Origin of the sequence: Streptomyces avicenniae (assembly GCF_000719135.1) — a bacterium.
GTDB classification, from domain to species: Bacteria; Actinomycetota; Actinomycetes; order Streptomycetales; family Streptomycetaceae; genus Streptomyces; species Streptomyces avicenniae.
This window is the reverse complement of sequence record NZ_JOEK01000001.1, coordinates 791,380-810,796: the sequence shown is the minus strand read 5'-3', so window position 1 is coordinate 810,796 and position 19,417 is coordinate 791,380. Positions and strand designations below refer to the sequence as shown.

At 75.4% G+C, this 19,417-nt stretch carries 16 protein-coding genes; 9 read left to right on the top strand and 7 right to left on the bottom strand.

Going from position 1 to position 19,417, the window contains the following annotated elements; genetic code table 11:
• Window positions 1-160 precede the first annotated feature (160 nt).
• From IF27_RS03745 to IF27_RS03730, 4 genes are all read right to left on the bottom strand, one after another.
• Window positions 161-1,744: a hypothetical protein gene (locus tag IF27_RS03745; protein ID WP_052847786.1), complete on the bottom strand. Its 1,584-nt coding sequence runs from the start codon at window positions 1,742-1,744 to the stop codon at window positions 161-163.
• Between the two features lie 252 nt (window positions 1,745-1,996).
• Window positions 1,997-3,247, bottom strand: a complete 1,251-nt coding sequence (gene purD / locus IF27_RS03740; RefSeq protein ID WP_052847785.1) for a phosphoribosylamine--glycine ligase — start codon at window positions 3,245-3,247, stop codon at window positions 1,997-1,999.
• A gap of 93 nt (window positions 3,248-3,340) precedes the next feature.
• Window positions 3,341-3,991 (bottom strand): hypothetical protein, encoded by a 651-nt coding sequence (locus tag IF27_RS03735; RefSeq protein WP_052847784.1) that lies wholly within the window; start codon window positions 3,989-3,991, stop codon window positions 3,341-3,343.
• A 110-nt stretch (window positions 3,992-4,101) separates the two neighbouring features.
• Complete coding sequence (locus tag IF27_RS03730) at window positions 4,102-4,770, bottom strand: GntR family transcriptional regulator (RefSeq protein WP_110945479.1); 669 nt, start codon at window positions 4,768-4,770, stop codon at window positions 4,102-4,104.
• 86 nt (window positions 4,771-4,856) lie between these two features.
• Here IF27_RS03730 and IF27_RS03725 point away from each other — a divergent pair, with 86 nt between their 5' ends.
• From IF27_RS03725 to IF27_RS31405, 4 genes are all read left to right on the top strand, one after another.
• Entirely contained in the window at window positions 4,857-5,471 is a 615-nt protein-coding gene (locus IF27_RS03725) for a DJ-1/PfpI family protein (protein WP_052847782.1), read from the top strand.
• Window positions 5,468-5,935, top strand: a complete 468-nt coding sequence (locus IF27_RS03720; RefSeq protein ID WP_190232781.1) for a MarR family winged helix-turn-helix transcriptional regulator — start codon at window positions 5,468-5,470, stop codon at window positions 5,933-5,935. Before IF27_RS03725 ends, IF27_RS03720 begins: the two co-directional genes overlap by 4 nt.
• A gap of 230 nt (window positions 5,936-6,165) precedes the next feature.
• Window positions 6,166-8,073, top strand: a complete 1,908-nt coding sequence (locus tag IF27_RS31410) for a serine/threonine-protein kinase (protein ID WP_223290900.1) — start codon at window positions 6,166-6,168, stop codon at window positions 8,071-8,073.
• 179 nt (window positions 8,074-8,252) lie between these two features.
• Window positions 8,253-10,457 carry a serine/threonine-protein kinase gene (locus tag IF27_RS31405; RefSeq protein ID WP_223290899.1) on the top strand — a complete coding sequence of 735 codons (2,205 nt, stop codon included), beginning with the start codon at window positions 8,253-8,255 and terminating at the stop codon, window positions 10,455-10,457.
• A 94-nt stretch (window positions 10,458-10,551) separates the two neighbouring features.
• Here IF27_RS31405 and IF27_RS03705 read toward each other — a convergent pair whose 3' ends face one another.
• Window positions 10,552-11,838, bottom strand: coding sequence for an adenylosuccinate synthase (locus IF27_RS03705; RefSeq protein ID WP_052847779.1), 1,287 nt, complete (start codon window positions 11,836-11,838; stop codon window positions 10,552-10,554).
• Between the two features lie 132 nt (window positions 11,839-11,970).
• Between IF27_RS03705 and IF27_RS03700 the strand changes: the two genes are divergently transcribed.
• Window positions 11,971-12,735, top strand: a complete 765-nt coding sequence (locus tag IF27_RS03700; protein WP_338058189.1) for a diacylglycerol kinase family protein — start codon at window positions 11,971-11,973, stop codon at window positions 12,733-12,735.
• Here the strand turns inward: IF27_RS03700 and IF27_RS03695 are convergent.
• Window positions 12,727-13,251 carry a GbsR/MarR family transcriptional regulator gene (locus IF27_RS03695; RefSeq protein WP_052847933.1) on the bottom strand — a complete coding sequence of 175 codons (525 nt, stop codon included), beginning with the start codon at window positions 13,249-13,251 and terminating at the stop codon, window positions 12,727-12,729. The genes IF27_RS03700 and IF27_RS03695 overlap by 9 nt on opposite strands.
• Window positions 13,252-13,342: 91 nt before the next feature.
• Between IF27_RS03695 and IF27_RS03690 the strand changes: the two genes are divergently transcribed.
• The 4 genes from IF27_RS03690 to IF27_RS31400 all read left to right on the top strand — a co-directional run bounded on the left by IF27_RS03690 (window position 13,343) and on the right by IF27_RS31400 (window position 18,759).
• A complete protein-coding gene (locus tag IF27_RS03690; RefSeq protein ID WP_052847778.1) occupies window positions 13,343-14,281 on the top strand; it encodes an ABC transporter ATP-binding protein in 939 nt (312 codons plus the stop codon).
• Window positions 14,278-15,945, top strand: coding sequence for an ABC transporter permease (locus IF27_RS03685; RefSeq protein ID WP_052847777.1), 1,668 nt, complete (start codon window positions 14,278-14,280; stop codon window positions 15,943-15,945). The genes IF27_RS03690 and IF27_RS03685 overlap by 4 nt, the downstream gene beginning before the upstream one ends.
• Window positions 15,946-16,138: 193 nt before the next feature.
• Window positions 16,139-16,705 carry a hypothetical protein gene (locus tag IF27_RS03680; RefSeq protein ID WP_052847776.1) on the top strand — a complete coding sequence of 189 codons (567 nt, stop codon included), beginning with the start codon at window positions 16,139-16,141 and terminating at the stop codon, window positions 16,703-16,705.
• A 206-nt stretch (window positions 16,706-16,911) separates the two neighbouring features.
• On the top strand, window positions 16,912-18,759 hold the full coding sequence (locus IF27_RS31400) for a class F sortase (protein ID WP_052847775.1): 1,848 nt from the start codon (window positions 16,912-16,914) through the stop codon (window positions 18,757-18,759).
• On the opposite strand, the gene IF27_RS03670 is transcribed toward IF27_RS31400, so the two are convergent.
• Window positions 18,660-19,412, bottom strand: coding sequence for an alpha/beta hydrolase (locus IF27_RS03670; RefSeq protein WP_110945526.1), 753 nt, complete (start codon window positions 19,410-19,412; stop codon window positions 18,660-18,662). The genes IF27_RS31400 and IF27_RS03670 overlap by 100 nt on opposite strands.
• Window positions 19,413-19,417: the final 5 nt, after the last annotated feature.

The window sequence follows — 19,417 nt, the reverse complement described above, 5'->3', positions numbered from 1 at the left end:
TCAGCACATCACATCCGGCAAGCGCCCGATCACCGTTCGTTCGCGTGGTTGACCGGAGGCGGTTGCCTGATAGTGGCGCTCAGCGTGAAGTGTGTCGAGCCCTCCCGAGACGGAAATCAGCCAGAAATGGCGGACGTTTCGACGTCTGTCGGGGGCCGGGTCAGACGAGCCGGACGGGCTTGTCCGAGCGGACCCCGGCGCGGGCCAGCCAGTCCCGCAGGGGGCCGGGGTCGCCGTCGTCGAGGAGCCGCTGCACGGGGGTGGCCAGGTCGGGGCCGCGGCGTCCGCCCTGGCCCGCCGTGAGCAGGACGGGGCCGTCGAGCCAGTCGAGGCCGGGGGCGGCGCCCGTGGTGTCGGCGGCGGCGCAGCAGACGGCGGCCGTGACGTGCTCGGCGAGCAGTTCGCGGTCGGCGCGGGGCAGGTGCCAGGGCGGCGGGGCCGGGAGGACGGCGGTGCCGGGCGGGGAGCCGCCGCCGGTGTGGGCGGCCTCGGCGCGCGCGGTGTCGGCGCTGAGGCGGGCGGCGAGGGCGTCGGTGCCGTCGAGGGTGGCGGCCTCGGTGAGCCGCTGGAGGGCGCAGGCGAGGGTGGGGGTCTCGATGGCGTCCAGGGCGAGGAAGAGCCGGGCGGCGCGGTCGCGCCAGATGCGGTCCACGACCTCGTCCGCGTAGCCGGACCAGTCCACGGGCGTCCAGCCGCCCGAACTGCCCTGGTCGTCGGCGGGCGGCGCCGTGTCGGCGGGGGGTGCCGGGGCGGGTATGCCGTGGAAGAGCCGCGCGGCCAGGAGGGAGACGGCCTCGTCCATCGCGCCGGGCTCCTCCAGCAGGTCGCACGCGGGGCGGCCGTCGAGGCGGGTGGCCAGGGAGTCGGCGAGCCGGTCGCGGCGGGACAGTTCGGTGAGGGCGGCGACCACCCCGGCGTCGAGTCCGCGCGGCCAGCGGCCGATGCGCCAGGCGGGCAGCGCGACGCGGGTGAGCAGCCGGTCCCAGCCCGCGTACGCGAGGCCGACCTGCTCCTGCGCGGCCTGGCGGAGCGCCTGGTCCACGTCGCGGGCGCGGGCGGCGGCGGCCTGGGCGACGCCGCGTTCCATCTCGGCGGCGTGCGCGCCGGTCAGGCGCAGCAGGACGCGGGCGACGGTCGCCGCGTAGGCGCGGGCGGGGTGGCGTACGGCCCCGGGGGCGGGGCCGGCAGCCGCGTCCCAGGCGCGGACGCAGCGGCGGGCCGCGGCGATGTCGGGGTGGGCGGCGGGGCCCGTGCCCGCGACGACCGGGGCGAGCAGGGCGCGCAGCTCGGCGACGCGCAGCCACCACAGGAACGGCGAGCCGATGACGAGGACGGGCGCGGACGGGGCCGCGCCGCGCGTGGGCTCCTCAAGCCAGCTGTCGCAGTCGGGGGTGAGCGCGATGCCGCCGGGGACCGGGACGTCGAGCCGGGCGGCCAGCTCGCGTATCAGCCGGTGCAGCGCGGGGGCGGCGCGTTCCGGGACGGCGACGGTGGGCGTCACGGCCGGGCGGGCGCGGGCGATGAGCGCGCCGGTCAGCGCGCCGAGCGCGGCCGACGCGGCGGCCAGCGCCGTGACCACGGCGCGGACGGCGGGGGCGCCGGTGCCGGTGGCGAACAGGACGACGGCGACGGCGGCCGGGAGGAGGGCGAGGGCGAGGGCGCCGTTCCGTACGCGGAGCACGGCCAGCGCGTGCTCCCGCGCGGAGCGGCCCGCCCGTGGTGTTCGTGTCCGACACCGCACCATGCCCTCGCCCTTCGCTGTCCCGACCGCACCCACTGTCCTGACCGCACCGAACCTGTGTCCCACTGTCGCACCGCCCACCGACATCGCAACGCGCGGTGATCCGAACGCCGCGAGGCCGGTTGTGAGGATTGCCGAATGACCCTGCGCCGCACCCTAGTTGGGCACAGGGGGCGCGTCAGTCGCTCAGCGGAACGTCACTCGATGGTGGTGCTTTGGGGAAGGCCAGGTGTGCGGGTGGCGGCGGGCCCGGGGTCAGCGCGCGGCGCGGGCGGCGATGTCCGTGCGGTGGTGCGAGCCGGTCAGGCGGATGCGGGCGACGGCGCGGTAGGCACGCTCCCTGGCCTGCGCGAGGTCGTCGCCCGTGGCGGTGACGGACAGGACGCGTCCGCCCGCGCTGAGCACCCGGCCCGCGTCGTCCAGGCGCGTACCGGCGTGCAGGACGTACGCGTGCGGGGCGTCCTGCGCGGCGACCTCGTCGAGTCCCTCGATCGGGTCACCGGCGCGCGGCGCGTCGGGGTAGCCCTCGGCGGCGACGACGACCGTGACGGCGGCGCCGTCGCTCCAGCGCAGTGGCGGCAGGTCGGCCAGGGTGCCGGTGGCGGCGGCGTGCAGCAGGCCGGCCAGGGGCGTGCGCAGGCGGGCGAGGACGACCTGCGTCTCCGGGTCGCCGAAGCGCGCGTTGAACTCCACGACCCGCATGCCGCGCGACGTCAGCGCGAGCCCGGCGTACAGCAGGCCGGAGAAGGGGGTGCCGCGGCGGCGCATCTCGTCCACGGTCGGCTGGAGGACGGTGTCGAGGACTTCCCGCGTGAGCTTGGGGTCGGCCCAGGGCAGCGGGGTGTAGGCGCCCATGCCGCCGGTGTTGGGGCCCTCGTCGTCGTCGTGGGCGCGCTTGAAGTCCTGCGCGGGCTGGAGGGGGAGGACGGTCTCCCCGTCGGTGACGGCGAACAGCGAGACCTCGGGGCCATCGAGGTACTCCTCGATGACGACGCGGTCGCAGCCGCGGGCGTGCGCGCGGGCCACGGCGATGTCGCCGGTCACGACGACGCCCTTGCCCGCGGCGAGGCCGTCGTCCTTGACGACGTAGGGCGGGCCGAAGGCGGTCAGTGCCGCGTCCGACTCGGCGGGGGTGACGCAGACGTACGACCGCGCGGTGGGGACCCCGGCGGCGGCCATGATCTCCTTGGCGAACGCCTTGCTGCCCTCCAGGCGGGCGGCCTCGGCCGACGGCCCGAACACCGGGATACCGGCGGCGCGTACGGCGTCGGCGACGCCCGCGACGAGCGGCGCCTCGGGGCCGACGACGACCAGCCCGGCGCCGAGGCGGCGGGCGAGGTCCGCGACGGCGGCGCCGTCGAGCGCGTCCACCGGGTGGGTGGTGGCGACGGCGGCGATCCCCGCGTTGCCGGGGGCGCAGTGGAGTTCGCCGACGGCCGGGTCGGCGGAGAGGGCGTGGCAGAGGGCGTGCTCGCGGGCGCCGCCGCCGATGACGAGGATGTTCACAGAGGGCAGCCTAACGGCGGCAGCAGCGACGTCACTCTTTCGGGTGATTCAGGGCAGGCCGGGGCGCTGACGGACGCGCCGCCCCGTGGGCGGTCAGCTGAAGACGATCATCGAGCCCTGCGCGAGGCTGCGCGTCGCCGCCGCGTGGAGGCCGAGCCAGACGTGGCGCTCGCGCGCGTACGGGCCGTCGGCGCGGGAGGGCGCGGCGGCCGGTTCGTCCAGCGTGGTCGGTCCTGCGGGCGGCGCGGGCGGGGGCGGGGGGTTCAGCGGGTCGATGCCCAACAGCGGGGCGACGGTCTCGAGTTCGCGCAGGAGGCCGTGGCTCGACCCGAGGGGGCCGCCGCCTGAGAGCAGCGTCTCGTTCACCAGCGGGTGCGGGAAGTCCACGGGGACGTAGGCGCCCGCGTGGTCGAAGTGCCAGACGAGGTGCGACTGTTGGGCCGCGCTCTCGAACATCTCCAGCAGTTGCTGGTAGTCGCCGTCGAGGTCGGTCACCGGGGTGACGGGCAGCCCGCTGAGGTGCAGGAGGTAGGCGCGGCGCAGGAGATGGAGCGCGGCGTAGTCGAACCCCGCGACGGGCGCGACCGTCCCCGACATGCCGGGCACGTAGCCGTACACCGGTACGGGCGGCGCGCCCGCCTCGGTGAGAGCCCGGTCGTACACGGCGAGTTCCTCGGCGAACGGGTTGTCGGGGCTGTGGCACAGCACATCGACGAGGGGGACCAGCCACAGGTCACAGGCCATGTAACGGCTCACTCTCGGTCGCGAGGGCGCGGGCGCGGTGGGGTGCGGGGCGGTACGGGGTGGTGCGGTGTGTCGAGCGGTTACGGCCAGGGTAGGGCCTGGCGCCCGGGTCAGGTCCGCGGGTGCGCGGCGAGGCGGGTGGCCAGCGCGAGGGTGTGGCCGCGGTAGCTCGCGAGGAGGCGTTCGGTCTCGGCGCGGTCGCCGCGCTCGACGGCGTCGGCGAGTTCGAGGTGCCCCGCCCACAGGTGCGCGGTGAGTTCGGGGGCGCGGCGCAGGAACGGGACGGTGAAGGCCCAGCAGCGCACCCGGAGGCGGTCGAGGAACTCGCCGATGTGCGGATTGCCGACGAGGGCGTCGAGTTCGCGCCAGAACCGCAGGTCGTAGCCGATGAGGATGTCGAGGTCGCCCGCCGTGGCGGCCTGCCGGGCGGCGGCGGCGCGGCGGCGTACCGAGGTGAACGCCTCGGGGTTCGCGCGGTCGGGGTCGAGGACGGCGCCCGCGGCGAGGAGGCCGTCGCTGACGATGCCCTGCGCCTCGACCATGTGCCGGAACTCGTCGGGCGAGAAGCGGCGGATGCGGAAGCCGCGGTGCTGCTCGACGTCGAGCAGGCCCTGCGCGGACAGATCGACCAGCGCCTCGCGCACCGGGGTGGCCGAGACGCCGTAGTGCTCGGCTATCTCGCGGACGGTGAACTCGCCCTCGGGGCCGAGCCGCCCGGCCAGGATCTCTTCCCTTAGGGCGTCGGCGAGTTGCTCCCGCAGCGTGCTCCGTCGAATCACGGCAGCCCAGCGTACAGGTCCCGGAAATAATTGACAGCATGCTGTCGAAATGACAGGATGCTGTCATCAGACACGAGGAGCACGCCATGCCGCAGCACGACGCCGCCCGCACCGTCCACCTGGCCGTCTACGACGGTCTCGCCGACTGGGAGACCGGGCACGCCACCGCAGAACTCGCCCGGCGCGGCTACCGCGTCGTGGCCGTCGGCCCCGGCCCCGACCTCGCCCCGGTGACGACGATCGCGGGGCTGCGGCTGCTGCCGGAGGTCACGCTGGCCGACCTGCGCGCCGAGGACAGCGCGCTGCTGATCCTGCCCGGCTCCGGGGGCTGGAGCGGCGACGCGCTGGCGCCGTTCGCGCGGGCAGCCCGTACGTTCCTGGACGCGGGAGTGCCCGTCGCCGCCATCTGCGGGGCGACCGAGGGGCTGGCCAAGGAGGGGCTGCTCGACGACCGCGCGCACACGGCCGCCGCGCCGTTCGTCCTGGCGGGGACGGGCTACGCGGGCGGGGAGCACTACCGCGACACCGACGCGGTGACCGACCGGGACGTGATCACGGCCGGGCCGACCGACCCCGAGGCGTTCGGCCGGGAGATCCTGCGGCGGCTCGGCGTGCTCGAACCCGCCGTGCTCGACGCCTGGTTCCGCCTGTACGCGCACTCGGACGCGTCGGCCTACCCGGTCGTGGCGGGGCTCGCGTGAGCGCGGGGCGCGACCAGGACACGCGGGACGCGCAGGCCGCGCTGTCGGGGACGGCGATCACGTCCTTCCGGCTCAACGCGCAGTTCCTCGCCGTCGCCGAGGAGTTGAGCCGCCCGGCCGGGCTGACGGCCGCCCGCTGGCAGGTGCTCGGCGCCGTGCTGCCGCAGCCGCTGCCCGCGGCCGGGATCGCGCGCGCGATGGGCATCACGCGGCAGAGCGTCCAGCGCATCGCCGACCTCCTGGTGGAGCAGGGCCTCGCCGCGTGGGAGCCCAACCCGGCGCACCGCCGCGCCAAGCTGCTGCGGCCCACCGCCGAGGGCCGGGCCGCCGTCGCGGCGATCGAGCCGGGCCACGCGGAGTTCGCGCGGCGGCTCGCCGCCGAGGTCGGGGGCACCGAGCGCCTCACGGCGGCGCTCGCCGCGCTGGCCGACCTGTCGGCGGCGCTGGAGCGGCTGGCCCCCTGAGCGGGCGGAACCCCGCCGGAACAGCTTGTTCCGCTTCCCCCGACCTTCCCCGCGAGAAGGTCGGTTGGCCCGTCCTCCACCGGGGGGCGCGGGACCGGACGGCGCGCGTACGGCCGGGCGCGTGCGCCCGCGCACACCCGGTGACCCCGGACACCGGCATGGGCTGTGTCGGAGCCCGCGCCTATCCTCGGGAGCGTAAACGCACACGACGGAACCGGGGGACGAAGCAGATGGACCGGCTCAGGCCGAGTGATCCGCACCGAATAGGCCCGTACCGCCTGCTCGCCCGGCTGGGCGCGGGAGGGATGGGGCAGGTCTACCTGGCCCGTTCGGAGCGCGGGCGGACCGTGGCCGTCAAGACCATCGTGCCGTCGCTGGTGCGGGAACCGGACTTCAGGACACGCTTCGAGCACGAGATCGGCGCGGCCCGCCGGGTGGGCGGGCGGTGGACGGCCCCGGTGCTCGACGCCGACACGTCGGGCGAACTGCCCTGGGTCGCGACCGGATACATCGCGGGGCCCTCGCTGCACGAGGTCGTCGCCCGGGACTTCGGGCCGCTGCCGCCGCGCAGCACCCTGCTCCTCGCCAACGGCCTGGTCCACGCGCTGCGCGACATCCACGGCGCCGGGCTCGTCCACCGCGACCTGAAGCCGTCCAACGTCCTGCTGACCATCGACGGCCCGCGCGTCATCGACTTCGGCATCGCGCGCGCCGTGGACGTCACCTCGGCCGGACTGACCAGGACCGGCGTGACGGTCGGCTCGCCCGCGTTCATGTCGCCCGAGCAGGTGCGCGGCGAGCGGCTGACGCCCGCGAGCGACATCTTCTGCCTCGGCGCGCTGCTGGCCTTCGCGACCACGGGCGGCACGCCGTTCGGCGATCCGCGCTCCGGCATGCACATCCTCATGTTCCGCATCGCGGAGGAGGCGCCCAGCCTCGACGGGCTCACCGATCCGCTGCGCGGCATCGTCGCGCGCTGTCTGGAGAAGGACCCGGCGGGCAGGCCGTCGCTGGACGAACTACTGCGCCTCACCGCGCCCGACACCTCGCCCGAGCCGTGGCTGCCCGCGCCGCTCCTCGCCGAACTCGGCCGCCGGGCGGTCGAACTGCTCGACTCCGAGGCCCCGGCCAGCGTGCCGGGCCGCCGGGCGGTCGTCGCCCCCGACCCCACGGTCGCCCCCGCCACCCCGCCCGCGGCGACGGCCTCGGGCCCGCATCCCGCGGCGTGGACGCCGCCACCGGCGGTCGGCCCCTTCACCACCGGCCCGGTGGGGCTCTCCCCCACAGGCACGTTCGGCCCGACGGGCAGCGCGCCCTACGCCGTGCCGCCGTCGGCGCCACGCAGCGGCGGCAGGCGGATCGCCGCGGTCGTCGCGGGAGTCGTCGCGGTCGCGGCGATCGGCACGACGGTGGCGGTCCTGCGCTCGGGAGGCGGCGACGGCGGCGGCGACACCGAGGGCTACGTCGGCGTCTGGCAGGGCGAGCAGGACGGTACCCGGGCGAACGACCCGACGCTCCTGCGCTTCGACATCGACAAGGACGGCGACGCCCTCACCGGGAGCGCCACCTTCCTCACGGCCCAGACCCTGTGCGCCTACGACCTGGCCATGACGGAGACCACCGACGCCGTCGAGTTCACCAGGACCGTGGAGTCGAGCGTGCCCGAGGACGCGCCCGGCTGCTCGGCCGACGACCGTACGCAGCGGCTGCGCCTGGCGGACGACGGCACGCTGGAGTGGACCTGGGGCGACCGGAGCGCGACGCTCACCGCGGCCACCGGGGTGGACCCCGACAGCATGCCGGACGCGCTGGTCGGCTCGTTCAGCAGCAACTTCAGGAACGACGACGGCGTCACCGGCACCGGCGAGATCACCGTCTCGGAGGGCGCGGTAGGCGAGGTCCTCATGACCTACCGGCAGGAGTCCACCGAGCAGACGTGCACCTGGGAGAACCGCCTCGTCCAGGTGGACGGCGGCGAGGTCGTGATGGGCCCCGACGTCCTGATCGGCGACGACGACAGCGACGACTGCTTCCTCGGCACGGCCTTCCGGATGTGGCTGAACCAGGACGGGAACCTGGCCATCCGCTGGATCGACGAACCGGCCGACGAGGAGCCGAACGAGTACCAGCCCTCATGAGCCCGCGGCCCCGGACGGCGGACCACGCACGCCCCCGGACCGCAGGTCACGAATTGACACCGGGCCCAAACACACGATCGGATCGGGAACCGACGAAGGTTCCGCCGTTGTCCTCCCCTGTGTGGACGGGCCCCCGTATTCTCATGAGGCCTTACCGGAGCGAAGAGGAGTAACACAGCATGAAACCGCTCGGGCCGACAGATCCTCAACGGGTGGGCCAGTACCGGCTCCTGGGGAAATTGGGTGCCGGCGGGATGGGCAGCGTCTACCTCGCGCGCTCGGACCGCGGGCGCACGGTGGCAGTGAAACTGGTGCAGCCTGAACTGGCGGCGCAGCCGGAGTTCCGTCAGCGCTTCCAGCACGAGGTGGACGCCGCGCGCCGGGTCGGCGGTGACTGGACGGCCCCCGTCCTCGGCTGCGACACCGAGGCGGAGACGCCCTGGGTCGCGACCGGTTACGTGGCGGGCCCCTCGCTGCACGAGGTGGTCAGCACCACCTACGGCCCCCTGCCCGAACGCACCCTCTTCATCCTGGCGAACGGCCTGGTCAGGGCGTTGCGCGACATCCACGCGGCCAGCCTGATCCACCGGGACCTCAAGCCGTCCAACGTCATGATCACCATCGACGGCCCGCGCGTCATCGACTTCGGCATCGCCCGCGCCCTGGAGGCAGGCGGCGAGGGGCTGACGCGTACCGGCGCGGCGGTCGGCTCGCCCGGCTTCATGTCGCCCGAGCAGTGCCGCGGCGAGACGCTGACGGCGGCGAGCGACGTCTTCTGCCTCGGCTCGGTCCTCACCTTCGCGGCGACGGGCCGCACCCCGTTCGGCGACGTCAACAGCGCGATGACCGCGCTGATGCTGCGCATCGTGCAGGGGCAGCAGGACCTCGACGGCGTGCCGGAGGCGGTGCGCCCGCTCATCGAGAGCTGCCTCGCGCAGGACCCCACGGCCCGGCCGTCGCTCGACCAGCTGCTCCAGTTCACCGAGATACCCGACGACGGCGACGAGCCGTGGCTCCCCGGCGCGCTGGTCGCGCGGCTCGGACGGCACGCCGTCGAGCTGCTCGACTCCGAGGACCCGCTCCAGGCACCGCCGTTGCCGCAGGCCTCGCCGCCGCCCGCCATGCCGGGCACGCCGCCGGTGACGCCGCTGCCGCAGTCCGCGCCGGTGCAGAACACGCCGCTGCCGCCCTTCGCGCCGCCGACCCCGACGCAGCAGGCCACGCCGCCCCCGAACATGGGGACGCCGCCGCCCGCGCAGGGGCACATGGACGCGATGGCCACCCAGACGTCGGCCACCCCGCCGCCCGGGTACGGCACGCCTCCCCCCGGCTACGGGACGCCGCCGCCCGCCGGTTACGGCTACCCGCAGCAGCACCAACAGCAGCCGCCCCAGGCCGCGTACGGCTACCCGCAGGGCCCGAACCCGACCAACCCCTACGGCGCCACCGCGTACCAGGGGCCGGGCGGTCCCGCCAAGGACAACAAGAACCGCAACCTCCTGATCGTCGCGATCGCGGCCGTCGTCGCGCTGGTGCTCGTGGTGGGCGCCGTGGCACTGTCCGGCGGCGACGAGGATCCCGACCCGGGGCCGCCGACGGCCGACCCGACGTCGGACCCGACCGTCACCGAGGACCCGGCCCCGCCGACGGACGACCCGCCCCCGCCGCCCGCGCCCGACCCGGGCAGCGGCTCGCTCCCGGCGTCCATGGCGGGCGCGTGGGAGGGCACGACCAGCAACGGCCTGCTCATCCGGCTGGAGCTGACGGCGGGCTCCGCCGGGGAGAACGTCGCCACGGTGTACACGCTCCAGGGGCAGGACGACGACCGGGACGGGCTCCTGTGCGTCGAGACCGCGCTGCTCCAGGAGGCCACGGGCTCCGAGGCGACGCTCACCGGCGACGACGTCGTCTCCGTCTACCCGGAGGACGCGGGCTGCCGCGCGTACGGCGAGCACACCGTCACGCAGTCGGGCGGCTCGCTCAACTGGTCCGCGAACGACGGCGACAGCGCCCAGTGGTCCGCGACGCTTGAGTCGGCCGACATGGGCATCGACTCCGACGGCATGCCGGTGGCGGTCTACCAGGGGGTGTACGCCAACGCCGACATCAGTGCGACGTTCGGCAACCGCGTCCCGGCCGGTGAGCTGGCCATCACCTGGGAGAGCGACAGCTGCCGGTGGGACGCCCAGATGGTCTCGGGAGGCATCAGCGGGACGACCATCACGGTCGGCCCCGGCGTCTCGTCCGACCCGTCGTGCGAGACGCTGCCCCCCTACCAGGTGGAGTGGAGCGCGGTGGACGGGCTGCTCGAAGACGCGCCGACGGTCGAGTTCACGCAGTACGGCGACACGTCCAACACCTTCTCGCTGAGCCGCCAGGACTGAGCGCGGCCGACACGCGAAACGGGCCGGGGCCGCGGGGTGTTCACCACCTCGCGGCCCCGGCCCTTTCGCGTCCGGCGCGGGGCGCCGCCGCGCGTCAGGACAGGAACGACCTGATCTGGATCGTCTCCTCGCGCCCCGGGCCGACGCCGATGGCGGAGATCGGCGCGCCGGACAGCTCCTCCAGCGTCGTGACGTACCGCTGGGCGGTGGCGGGGAGTTCGTCGAAGGAGCGGGCCTTGGAGATGTCCTCGCTCCAGCCGGGCAGGTACTCGTAGATCGGCTTCGCGTGGTGGAAGTCGCTCTGGCTGGCGGGCAGTTCCTCGACGCGGCGGCCGTCGATCTCGTAGGCCACGCAGACCGGGATGCGCTCCCAGCCGGTGAGGGTGTCCAGCTTGGTGAGGAAGAAGTCGGTGAGGCCGTTGACCCGCGTCGCGTAGCGGGCGATGACGGCGTCGAACCAGCCGCAGCGCCGGTCGCGGCCGGTCGTGACGCCGTACTCGTGGCCGATGCGGCGCAGCCGCTCGCCGTCCTCGTCGAACAGCTCGGTCGGGAAGGGCCCGGCGCCGACGCGCGTCGTGTACGCCTTGAGGATGCCGATGACGCGGGAGATCTTCGTCGGCCCGACGCCGGTGCCCGTACAGGCGCCGCCCGCCGTGGGGTTGGAGGAGGTGACGAACGGATACGTGCCGTGGTCCACGTCGAGCAGCGTGCCCTGGCCGCCCTCGAACAGGACGACCTTGCCCGCGTCCACCGCGTCGTTCAGGACGAGCGCGGTGTCGCAGACGTAGCCCCTGATCTGCTCGGCGTAGCCCAGCAGTTCCTCGACGACCTGCTCGGCGGCGATGGCGCGGCGGTTGTAGAGCTTGGCGAGCAGCTGGTTCTTCTGGTCGAGCGCGGCCTCGACCTTCTGGCGAAGAATCGATTCGTCGAACAGGTCCTGGACGCGGATGCCCTGCCGGTTGATCTTGTCGGCGTACGCCGGGCCGATGCCGCGCCCCGTGGTACCGATCTTGCGCTTGCCGAGGAAGCGCTCGGAGACCTTGTCGAGGGTCTGGTGGTAGGACGTGATGAGGTGCGCGTTGGAGCTGACGAGGAGCCGGGAGGTGTCCACGCCGCGCGCGTTCAGCCCGGCCAGCTCGTCCAGCAGGACCTTGGGGTCGATGACCACGCCGTTGCCGATGACAGGGGTGCACTCCGGCGTCAGGATGCCGGACGGCAGCAGGTGGAGGGCGTACTTCTGGTCGCCGACCACGACGGTGTGCCCCGCGTTGTTGCCGCCCTGGTAGCGCACCACGTAGTCCACCGAACCACCGAGCAGATCGGTCGCCTTGCCTTTGCCTTCGTCACCCCACTGGGCACCGAGCAGCACAAGTGCGGGCACAGGCGTACACCCCTTCCGAGCGGGGCATCTACGCAAGGGCTGCCCCGGATCGACGAAACCCCTGACGCAATCGCGGCAGGGGCTCTTGCAAAGAGAGCTTACGGGAGACGCAGCCGGGAGGCGAACAGTCAGGTGCTCATCGTCATCGACCCGACAGCCCGGCGGTCGGACGGGGAATCGGTGCGGATCGCCAAGGACGTGCTGTGCGCGGGGGCGAGCGGGGTGAAGGTCCGCGTGCTCGACCAGCCGGGCACCCTGCGGCGGGTGCTGGCCGGACGGGGCGCGCACCGCGTCGTGCTCGTGGGGGACGACCGTACGCTGCTGGCCGCGCTTGCGCTGCTGCTGCGGGAGGGCGACGGCCTGGGGACGGCGGCGGGCGGGCCGCTCGCGATGGTGCCGGTGGGCCCGGTGCCGCTGCTCGCGGTGGCGCGGACGCTCGGGGTGCCGACCGATCCGGTGGCGGCGTCGCGCGCCGTGCTGCGGGGCGGCGAACGGCGGGTCGATCTGCTGCTGGACGACGCCGGGGGCGTGGTGCCGGGCCCGCTCGGCATCCCGGCGCGGCGGCAGCGCCCGTGGCACTGGGGCACGCGCGCCGGGCGCCATCGGCTGCGGGTGGAGGCGGACGGCGACCTGCTCGCGGACCTCGACCGTCCGGTCGCGGGGGTGTCGGTGCGCCCGGCGGACGGGCTGGCCGAGGTGGTGGTGCGGCCGTGCGGCCAGGCGGCGGCGGACGTACGGGTGCGCGTGCGGACGGTGACGGTGTCGGGCGCGACGTTCAGCTACCGGGCCGGGGCGGTGGATCTCGGGCCGACCGAGGCGCGGACCTGGACCGTGCGGCCGAAGGCGCTGCGGCTCACGGTGCCCGCCCCCGCGGCGGGCGGGCGGCTGTCAGGCTGAGCCGTGCGAGGCCCGCCGGGCGCGCCAGCGCTCCAGCACGCCCCGCATCTCCTCGACGAGGAACTCCATGAACTCCGCCGTCTCGTTCAGCCGCTGCCCCGCCGGGCCCGTCTCGCCCGCGGTCCTGGCGCCGTCCCGCAGCGTGCTGACCCAGCGCAGCAGGTCGGCGTCACGGCTGGCGATGGCCTCGTACCAGATGTCCTGGAGCAGCCGGTAGCGCTCGCGGCGTGAGCCCGGCTCGCGCTCGCGGCTGACCATGCTGACCTGCGCGAGGTAGCGCACGGCCCCGGAGACCGCGGCGGGCGAGATCCGCAGCCGCCGTGCCAGCTCGGCGGAGCTGAGCGCGCCCTCGGACGAGACGAGGAGGCAGGCGAAGACGCGGGAGGGCATCCGCGGCATACCCGCCTCGGTGAGATCCGCGGCGAAGCGTTCGACGAACGCGGCGAGGGCCGCCGGGTACGTGTCGTCGTCGCCGGTGTGCTGCCCGGTGCCGGGCGACGTCGGATGGGGATCGATCACCCGTTCATCCTGCCATCAGTCGGGGCGCCGGGCGCGCTTGGCATTTTCTTAACTTCATAAATCTCTGAAAGATGCCTAGGCTGGACCCATGACTGAGGCACCCCCTGCCATCGCCGTCTCCGGCCTGGTCAAGACGTTCGGCCGTACCCGCGCCCTCGACGGGCTCGACCTCACCGTGCGCACGGGCGAGGTCCACGGCTTCCTCGGCCCCAACGGCGCCGGGAAGTCCACCACCATCCGCGTCCTCCTCGGCCTGCTGCGCGCCGACGCGGGCTCGGTGTCCCTCCTCGGCGGCGACCCGTGGCGCGACGCCGTCCCGCTGCACCGGCGCCTGGCGTACGTGCCGGGCGACGTCGAGCTGTGGCCGAACCTCACCGGCGGGGAGGCCATCGACCTGCTGGGCAGACTCCGCGGCGGCCTCGACCCCGCGCGCCGTGACGCGCTGGTGGAACGCTTCGGCCTCGACCCGGGCAAGAAGGGCCGCACCTACTCCAAGGGCAACCGGCAGAAGGTCGCGATCGTCGCCGCCCTGGCCTCGGAGGCCGAGCTGCTGCTGCTGGACGAGCCCACGGCCGGGCTCGACCCGCTGATGGAGGTCGTCTTCCAGGACGTCATCGACGAGGCGAAGGCGGCCGGGCGGACCGTGCTGCTGTCCAGCCACATCCTGGCGCAGGTCGAGAAGCTGTGCGACCGCGTCAGCATCGTGCGCCTCGGCCGCACCGTGCAGTCCGGCACGCTCCAGGACCTGCGCCACCTCACCCGCACCACCGTCGAGGCCGAGACGGAACGGCCCGCGGACGGGCTCGCCGAACTGCCGGGCGTGCACGACGTACGCGCCGAGCAGGGCCGCGTGCACTTCACGGTGGACGGCGCGCAGCTCGACGGCGCGGTCCGCGCCCTGTCGGGGCTCGGCATCCGCAGCCTCGTCAGCCATCCGCCCACCCTGGAGGAGCTGATGCTCCGCCACTACGGCGACGACCTGCACGAACCGGCCGCCGAGCAGCCCACGGCGGGGGCGGCCCGATGACCGCCACCGCCACCGTCACGGACGCGGGCCCCGCCCTCGCCGCCCCGCCCGGCCACCACGGCGGCGTCCTCACGGGCACCGGCGCGCTCCTGCGCTTCGCGCTGCGCCGCGAACGCGTCCGCCTGCCGGTGTGGATCATGGCCCTGTGGCTGGTGAACAGCGTCACCCTCTCCAGCCTGACCACCGAGTACCCGGGGCCGCAGGAGCGCGCGCAGCTCGGCGAGACCATGGGCGGCGCCGCCGGTCTCGCGATGACCGGCCCCGAACGCTACCTGGGCGGCGACCTCCTGTACGGCGCCATGATGGGCCAGCAGATGCTGGGCTACCTGGCCCTGGCCGTCGGGGTGCTGAGCGTCCTGACCGTCGTCCGGCACACGCGCGCCGAGGAGGAGACGGGCCGCGCCGAGCTGCTGCGCGCGAGCGCCGTCGGGCGCCACGCCCACCTCACGGCCGCGCTGACCGTCGCCGCCGTCACCTCGCTGATCGTCGGCGCGCTGCTGGCCGCCGGGATGGCGGGCTCGGGCGCGGAGGGCGTCACCACCGGCGGTTCGCTGCTGTACGGGGCGGCGTGCGCGGCCACCGGGATCGTGTTCGCCGGTGTCGCCGCACTGGCCGTGCAGATCAGCCCGTTCGCGCGCGGCGCGAGCGGCCTCGGACTCGCCGCGGTCGGCCTCGCGTTCGCCCTGCGCGCGGTCGGCGACGTCGGCGCCGACGCCTTCTCGTGGCTGTCCCCCATCGGCTGGGCGCAGCGCACCTACGTCTACGTGGACGACCGGTGGTGGCCGCTGCTCCTGTCGCTCGCGCTCGCCGCCGCCACGACGGCCGGGGGGTACGCGCTCAGCGCCCGCCGGGACGTCGGCGCGGGCCTGCGACCGCCACGCCCCGGGCGGCCGACCGCGTCCCCCGGGCTGCTGCGCCCGGTCGGCTTCGCGCTGCGCCTCCAGCGGGGCGTCCTCGTCGGCTTCGGCGCGGGCGCGCTGCTGTTCAGCCTGATGTACGGCTCGGTGCTCGGCAGCGCGGACGACCTGCTGGGGGAGAACGAGCAGCTGCGGGAGTCGGTGGCCGCGCTGGGCGGCGGCGACCTGCTGACGGCGTTCGCGTCCGTCGTGATGAGCGTGCTGGCCATCGTCGCGTCGCTGCACACGGTGCAGGCCACGCTGCGGCTGCGCGGCGAGGAGACGGCGGGGCGCGCCGAGGCGGTGCTCGCCACCGGGCTGTCGCGGACGCGCTGGGCCGCCTCGCACCTGGTCGTCGCGCTGGTGGGCGGCACGCTCGTCATGGCGCTCGCGGGCCTCGGCTTCGGCCTGTCGGGCGCCGCGTCGGCCGACGACCCGTCGCTCTTCGGCGAGCTGGCCCTCGCCTCCCTGGCGTACGCGCCCGCGCTGTGGGTGACGACCGGGGTGGCGGTGGCGCTGTACGGCTGGTTCCCGAAGGCGTCGGCCGCGGCCTGGGCGGTCCCGGCGTACGGCTTCTTCGTCGTCTACCTCGGCGAGCTGACGGGCCTCCCCGACGGCCTGCGCAACCTGTCGCCGATCGGCCATGTGCCGCAGGTGCCCGCCGCCGAGTGGCGCTGGCTGCCGCTGACGCTGCTCACGCTCGTCGCGGCGGGCCTGATCGCGGCGGGTCTTGCCGGACTGCGGCGCAGGGACCTGGAGTTGAAGTAACGGGACGCGGGCGGCCCCTGGCGGGCCGCGCGGGGCGGACCCCCGCGCGCCGGACCGTCCACTGCTCCGACAGGGGCGGTCCGGCACCCGCGAGGACGCACTCCGGATGCGCGTCGCGTGACGCACTGTTCGCATAGGTCACAGGCCGTCACGCCTCTTCGCGTGCGGCAGACGACCCGGAGGAACAGCGTCCATGAAGACGTCCATCAGGAATCCGCGCTCCCGTGGCGCCCGCAGGCTCGCCTTCGCCACGGCCACCACCCTGCTCGCCCTGGGACCGGCGGCCCCGGCCCTCGCCCACGACGACGACGGCAAGCCGTCGTGGAACAACACCTCCCCCATCTCGATCTCGCCCAGCTCGGGCGGGCCGAACACCTCGGTCACGGTGCGGGTCACCTGCCAGCCGAGCGGTTCGGCCACCTCCGACGCGTTCCAGCAGAACGTCACGCTGCGGCAGACCAGCGGCAACCAGTGGACGGGCACGGGCCGCATCAAGTCCAGCGGGCTCCAGACCGGCCGCAGCTACCCGGTGACCGTCCGCTGCAACGACGGCACGACGCTGACGACCAACTTCACCTTCACCTCGGCCACGCCCAGCGGTGGCGCCGCCGCCGGTTTCGGCGGCTCGGGCTCCGACTCGGGCACCTCGGGCAGCACGCAGGCCACGGCGCTCGCGGTCGGTGGCGCGGTGGCCATCGCGGGTTCCGCGGGCTACGTGTTCCTGGCGCGCCGCCGCCGCTCCACCGGAAACCACTACTGAGGAGCAGCGACGTGCCTGAGTTCCTGCGGCTCTTGCGGAGGCCGCGAGCGCTGCGGGTGCCGCGGAACATGCGGAGCGGTGCCCCCGGGGACACCCCGGGGCGCCGGTCCCGCCTGTCACTCGGGCCGCGCAGAGACCCGGAACCCCTCACGGGGGGACAGCTTCTGCCGGACGGCGGCCGGAAACGCCCGCGCCGCCCCCGGCGCATGACCCCGCCGCCCCCGGCGGGGACCCTGCCGGGACGGCGGACGACGGGCGCGGACACCGCCGCCCGGCCACCCGCGGGGCCGGGCGTGGCGGCGAAGGCGGCGAAGGCCGCGCCGAAGGCCGGGAAGCCCGCGCCGAAGGCCGCGAAGCCCGGTGGGCCCGTCAAGGCCGCGAAGCCCGCGAAGCCGGACGTGCCCCGGAAGAAGGTGGACCTGTCCAAGAAGAAGAGGGTGGACCTGTCCAAGAAGCCGAAGGACGCGCCCGCTCCGGTCGCCCCCGAGCCCGTCGCCGAGCCCGTCGCCGTCACGGCGGCGCCTTCCGGGCGGAAGAAGGACGAGGCGCCGCCCCGCGCGGCGCGGCCCGAGGGTGGCGTGCCGGTCCTCGCGGGCACGTCCTCGTCGCGGAGGAAGGCGGGCGGCAGGGCCTGGTACGGCAGACGGCGCAAGGCCGCCCCGACGGCCCCGACAGCCACGGCGCCCCAGGCGAAGCGCGGGCCACGGCACGCGGCCGGGCAGGCCACGAAGCAGACGGCGGCGGCGTCCGACGGGCGGAACCGGCCGGGCCGTCACCGGAAGGCGGGCGCCACCCCCGCCTCCACCCCGGCCCCCGCGACCACGCCCGCCGCTTCCGGCGCGGGGCGTCATCGCAAGGCGGGCCCCGCGGGCGGCAGGAAGACGGCGGACGCGAAGCCCGCCGAGGCCGCCCCACGGCCGAGCAGCGCGAAGCCGCCGACCGCCCAGGCGGCCAAGGCGGCCAGGACCGCCAAGACCGCCGAGCCCGCGAGCGACGGCCGGACGGCCGGGAAGCGCCGCAGGCGGAGCGCGCCCGCGGTCCTCTTCCTCGTCCTCCAGATCCTCCTGCTCGGCCTCCCAGGACTCGTCCGCGGCCTCGCCTTCCGCGTCGCGCCCCGCCTGGCGCGCCGCTTCTGGCAGGTCGCCCTCGCCCTGCGCATCGTGCGGCTGGTGCGCCGACGCTGGCCCGCCGTCCGCAAGCGGGCGAAGGCGGTGGCCAAGGCCAGGCGCGCGCGCCGCGCGCGGCGGCCGAGCGGCAAGCGCTCCACACGGCACCAGCGCCTCGCCCTGCGGACGCGCCGCTGGGAGACGGCGGCGGCCGTCGCGACCGTCACCGCCGCCCTGGCCGCCGGGCTGGTCGCGACCGGCAGGGACGACGGCGTGCGCGAGGCGCGCGCGTCGAGCGACATCGCGGACGGCGTCTCCCGGCCCGGTGCCGTGGACGCGCCGGGCGCCGCGCCGAACGCGGGCTCGACGGCGGACCTCGGCGCGGTCGGCCAGCCGTCCGCGTTCGTGGCGCCCCCGCTGATCCGCTCGTCCCCCGCGCGCATCCGCATCCCGCAACTGGGCACGGACGTGGAGGTGTTCGGCGCCGCCCTGGGCACGGACGGCGGCCCGCCCTCCCCCGCCGAGGAGGACGCGATGCGTGCCGCCTGGTACTCGGGCGGCGTCTCGCCCGGCGAGCAGGGCGCCGCCATCCTCGTCGGCCACCTGGACACGTACACGGGACCTGCCGCGTTCGCCGGGCTCGGCCAGCTCCGTCCCGGCGAGAACATCGAGATCGACCGCGAGGACGGCCAGACCGCCGTCTTCACCGTGGACTCGGTCGAGCAGTACCCGAAGAGCGACTTCCCCGACGAGCGCGTCTACGGCGCGGTGGGCACCCCGCAGCTGCGCCTGATCACCTGCGGCGGCCGATGGACGGAGGACGGCGGCTACGACTCGAACATCGTCGCCTACGCCCGGCTCACCGGCACGCTCCCGTCGCCGGGCACCGCCCCCAGCTCCGACAGCAGCCAGGAACAGGCGGGCGTGCCCGGCGTGAACGGCGCGTAGTGCCCGACGTCAGGCAGGCGCACGAGCCGCGCGCCGTGCCGGTCGGCGTAGGACTCGGACAGGGCCTGCGGGACCTGTCCGTCGGCCGTGCCGTGCACGAGCAGCACGGGCGCGGGCGGGCGCGGCAGCGCGAGCGGGTCGGCGAGCGGCAGCAGGGCGTCCGTCCGCCCGCCGAGCAGTTCGGCGACGGCGCCCGCGCTCAGCCGCAGGGCGTGGGCGCGCGCGAGGTCGGCGACGGGCGCGACGGCCACGGTGCGGCGCACCCGGCCGCCGCCGTCCTCCCTCGCCGCCGCCCACAGCGCGAGGTGGCCGCCCGCCGAGTGGCCTGCCAGGGTGATGCCGCCGGTGCCGGGCAGCGCGCGCAGGGCCGCCGTCACGTCGTCGGGCGTCGCGGGCCAGCCGCCGCCCCCGCCGACGCGGCGGTACTCCACCAGCGCGACCGTCGTGCCGCGTCCGGCGAGCGCGTGGGCGAAGGGCGCCAGGTGCGTCCGGTCGTACGCCTCCCGCCAGAAGCCGCCGTGCAGCAGCGCGACCCGGGGCTCGCCCGGGCCGTACACGTCGATGACCTGGGACGGGTGCGGGCCGTAGCGGAGCGTGCGGCCGGGCGCGCCGGTGCCGCCGGGCGGCGGGGTCAGCAGCTCGGCCAGCTCCAGGTCGT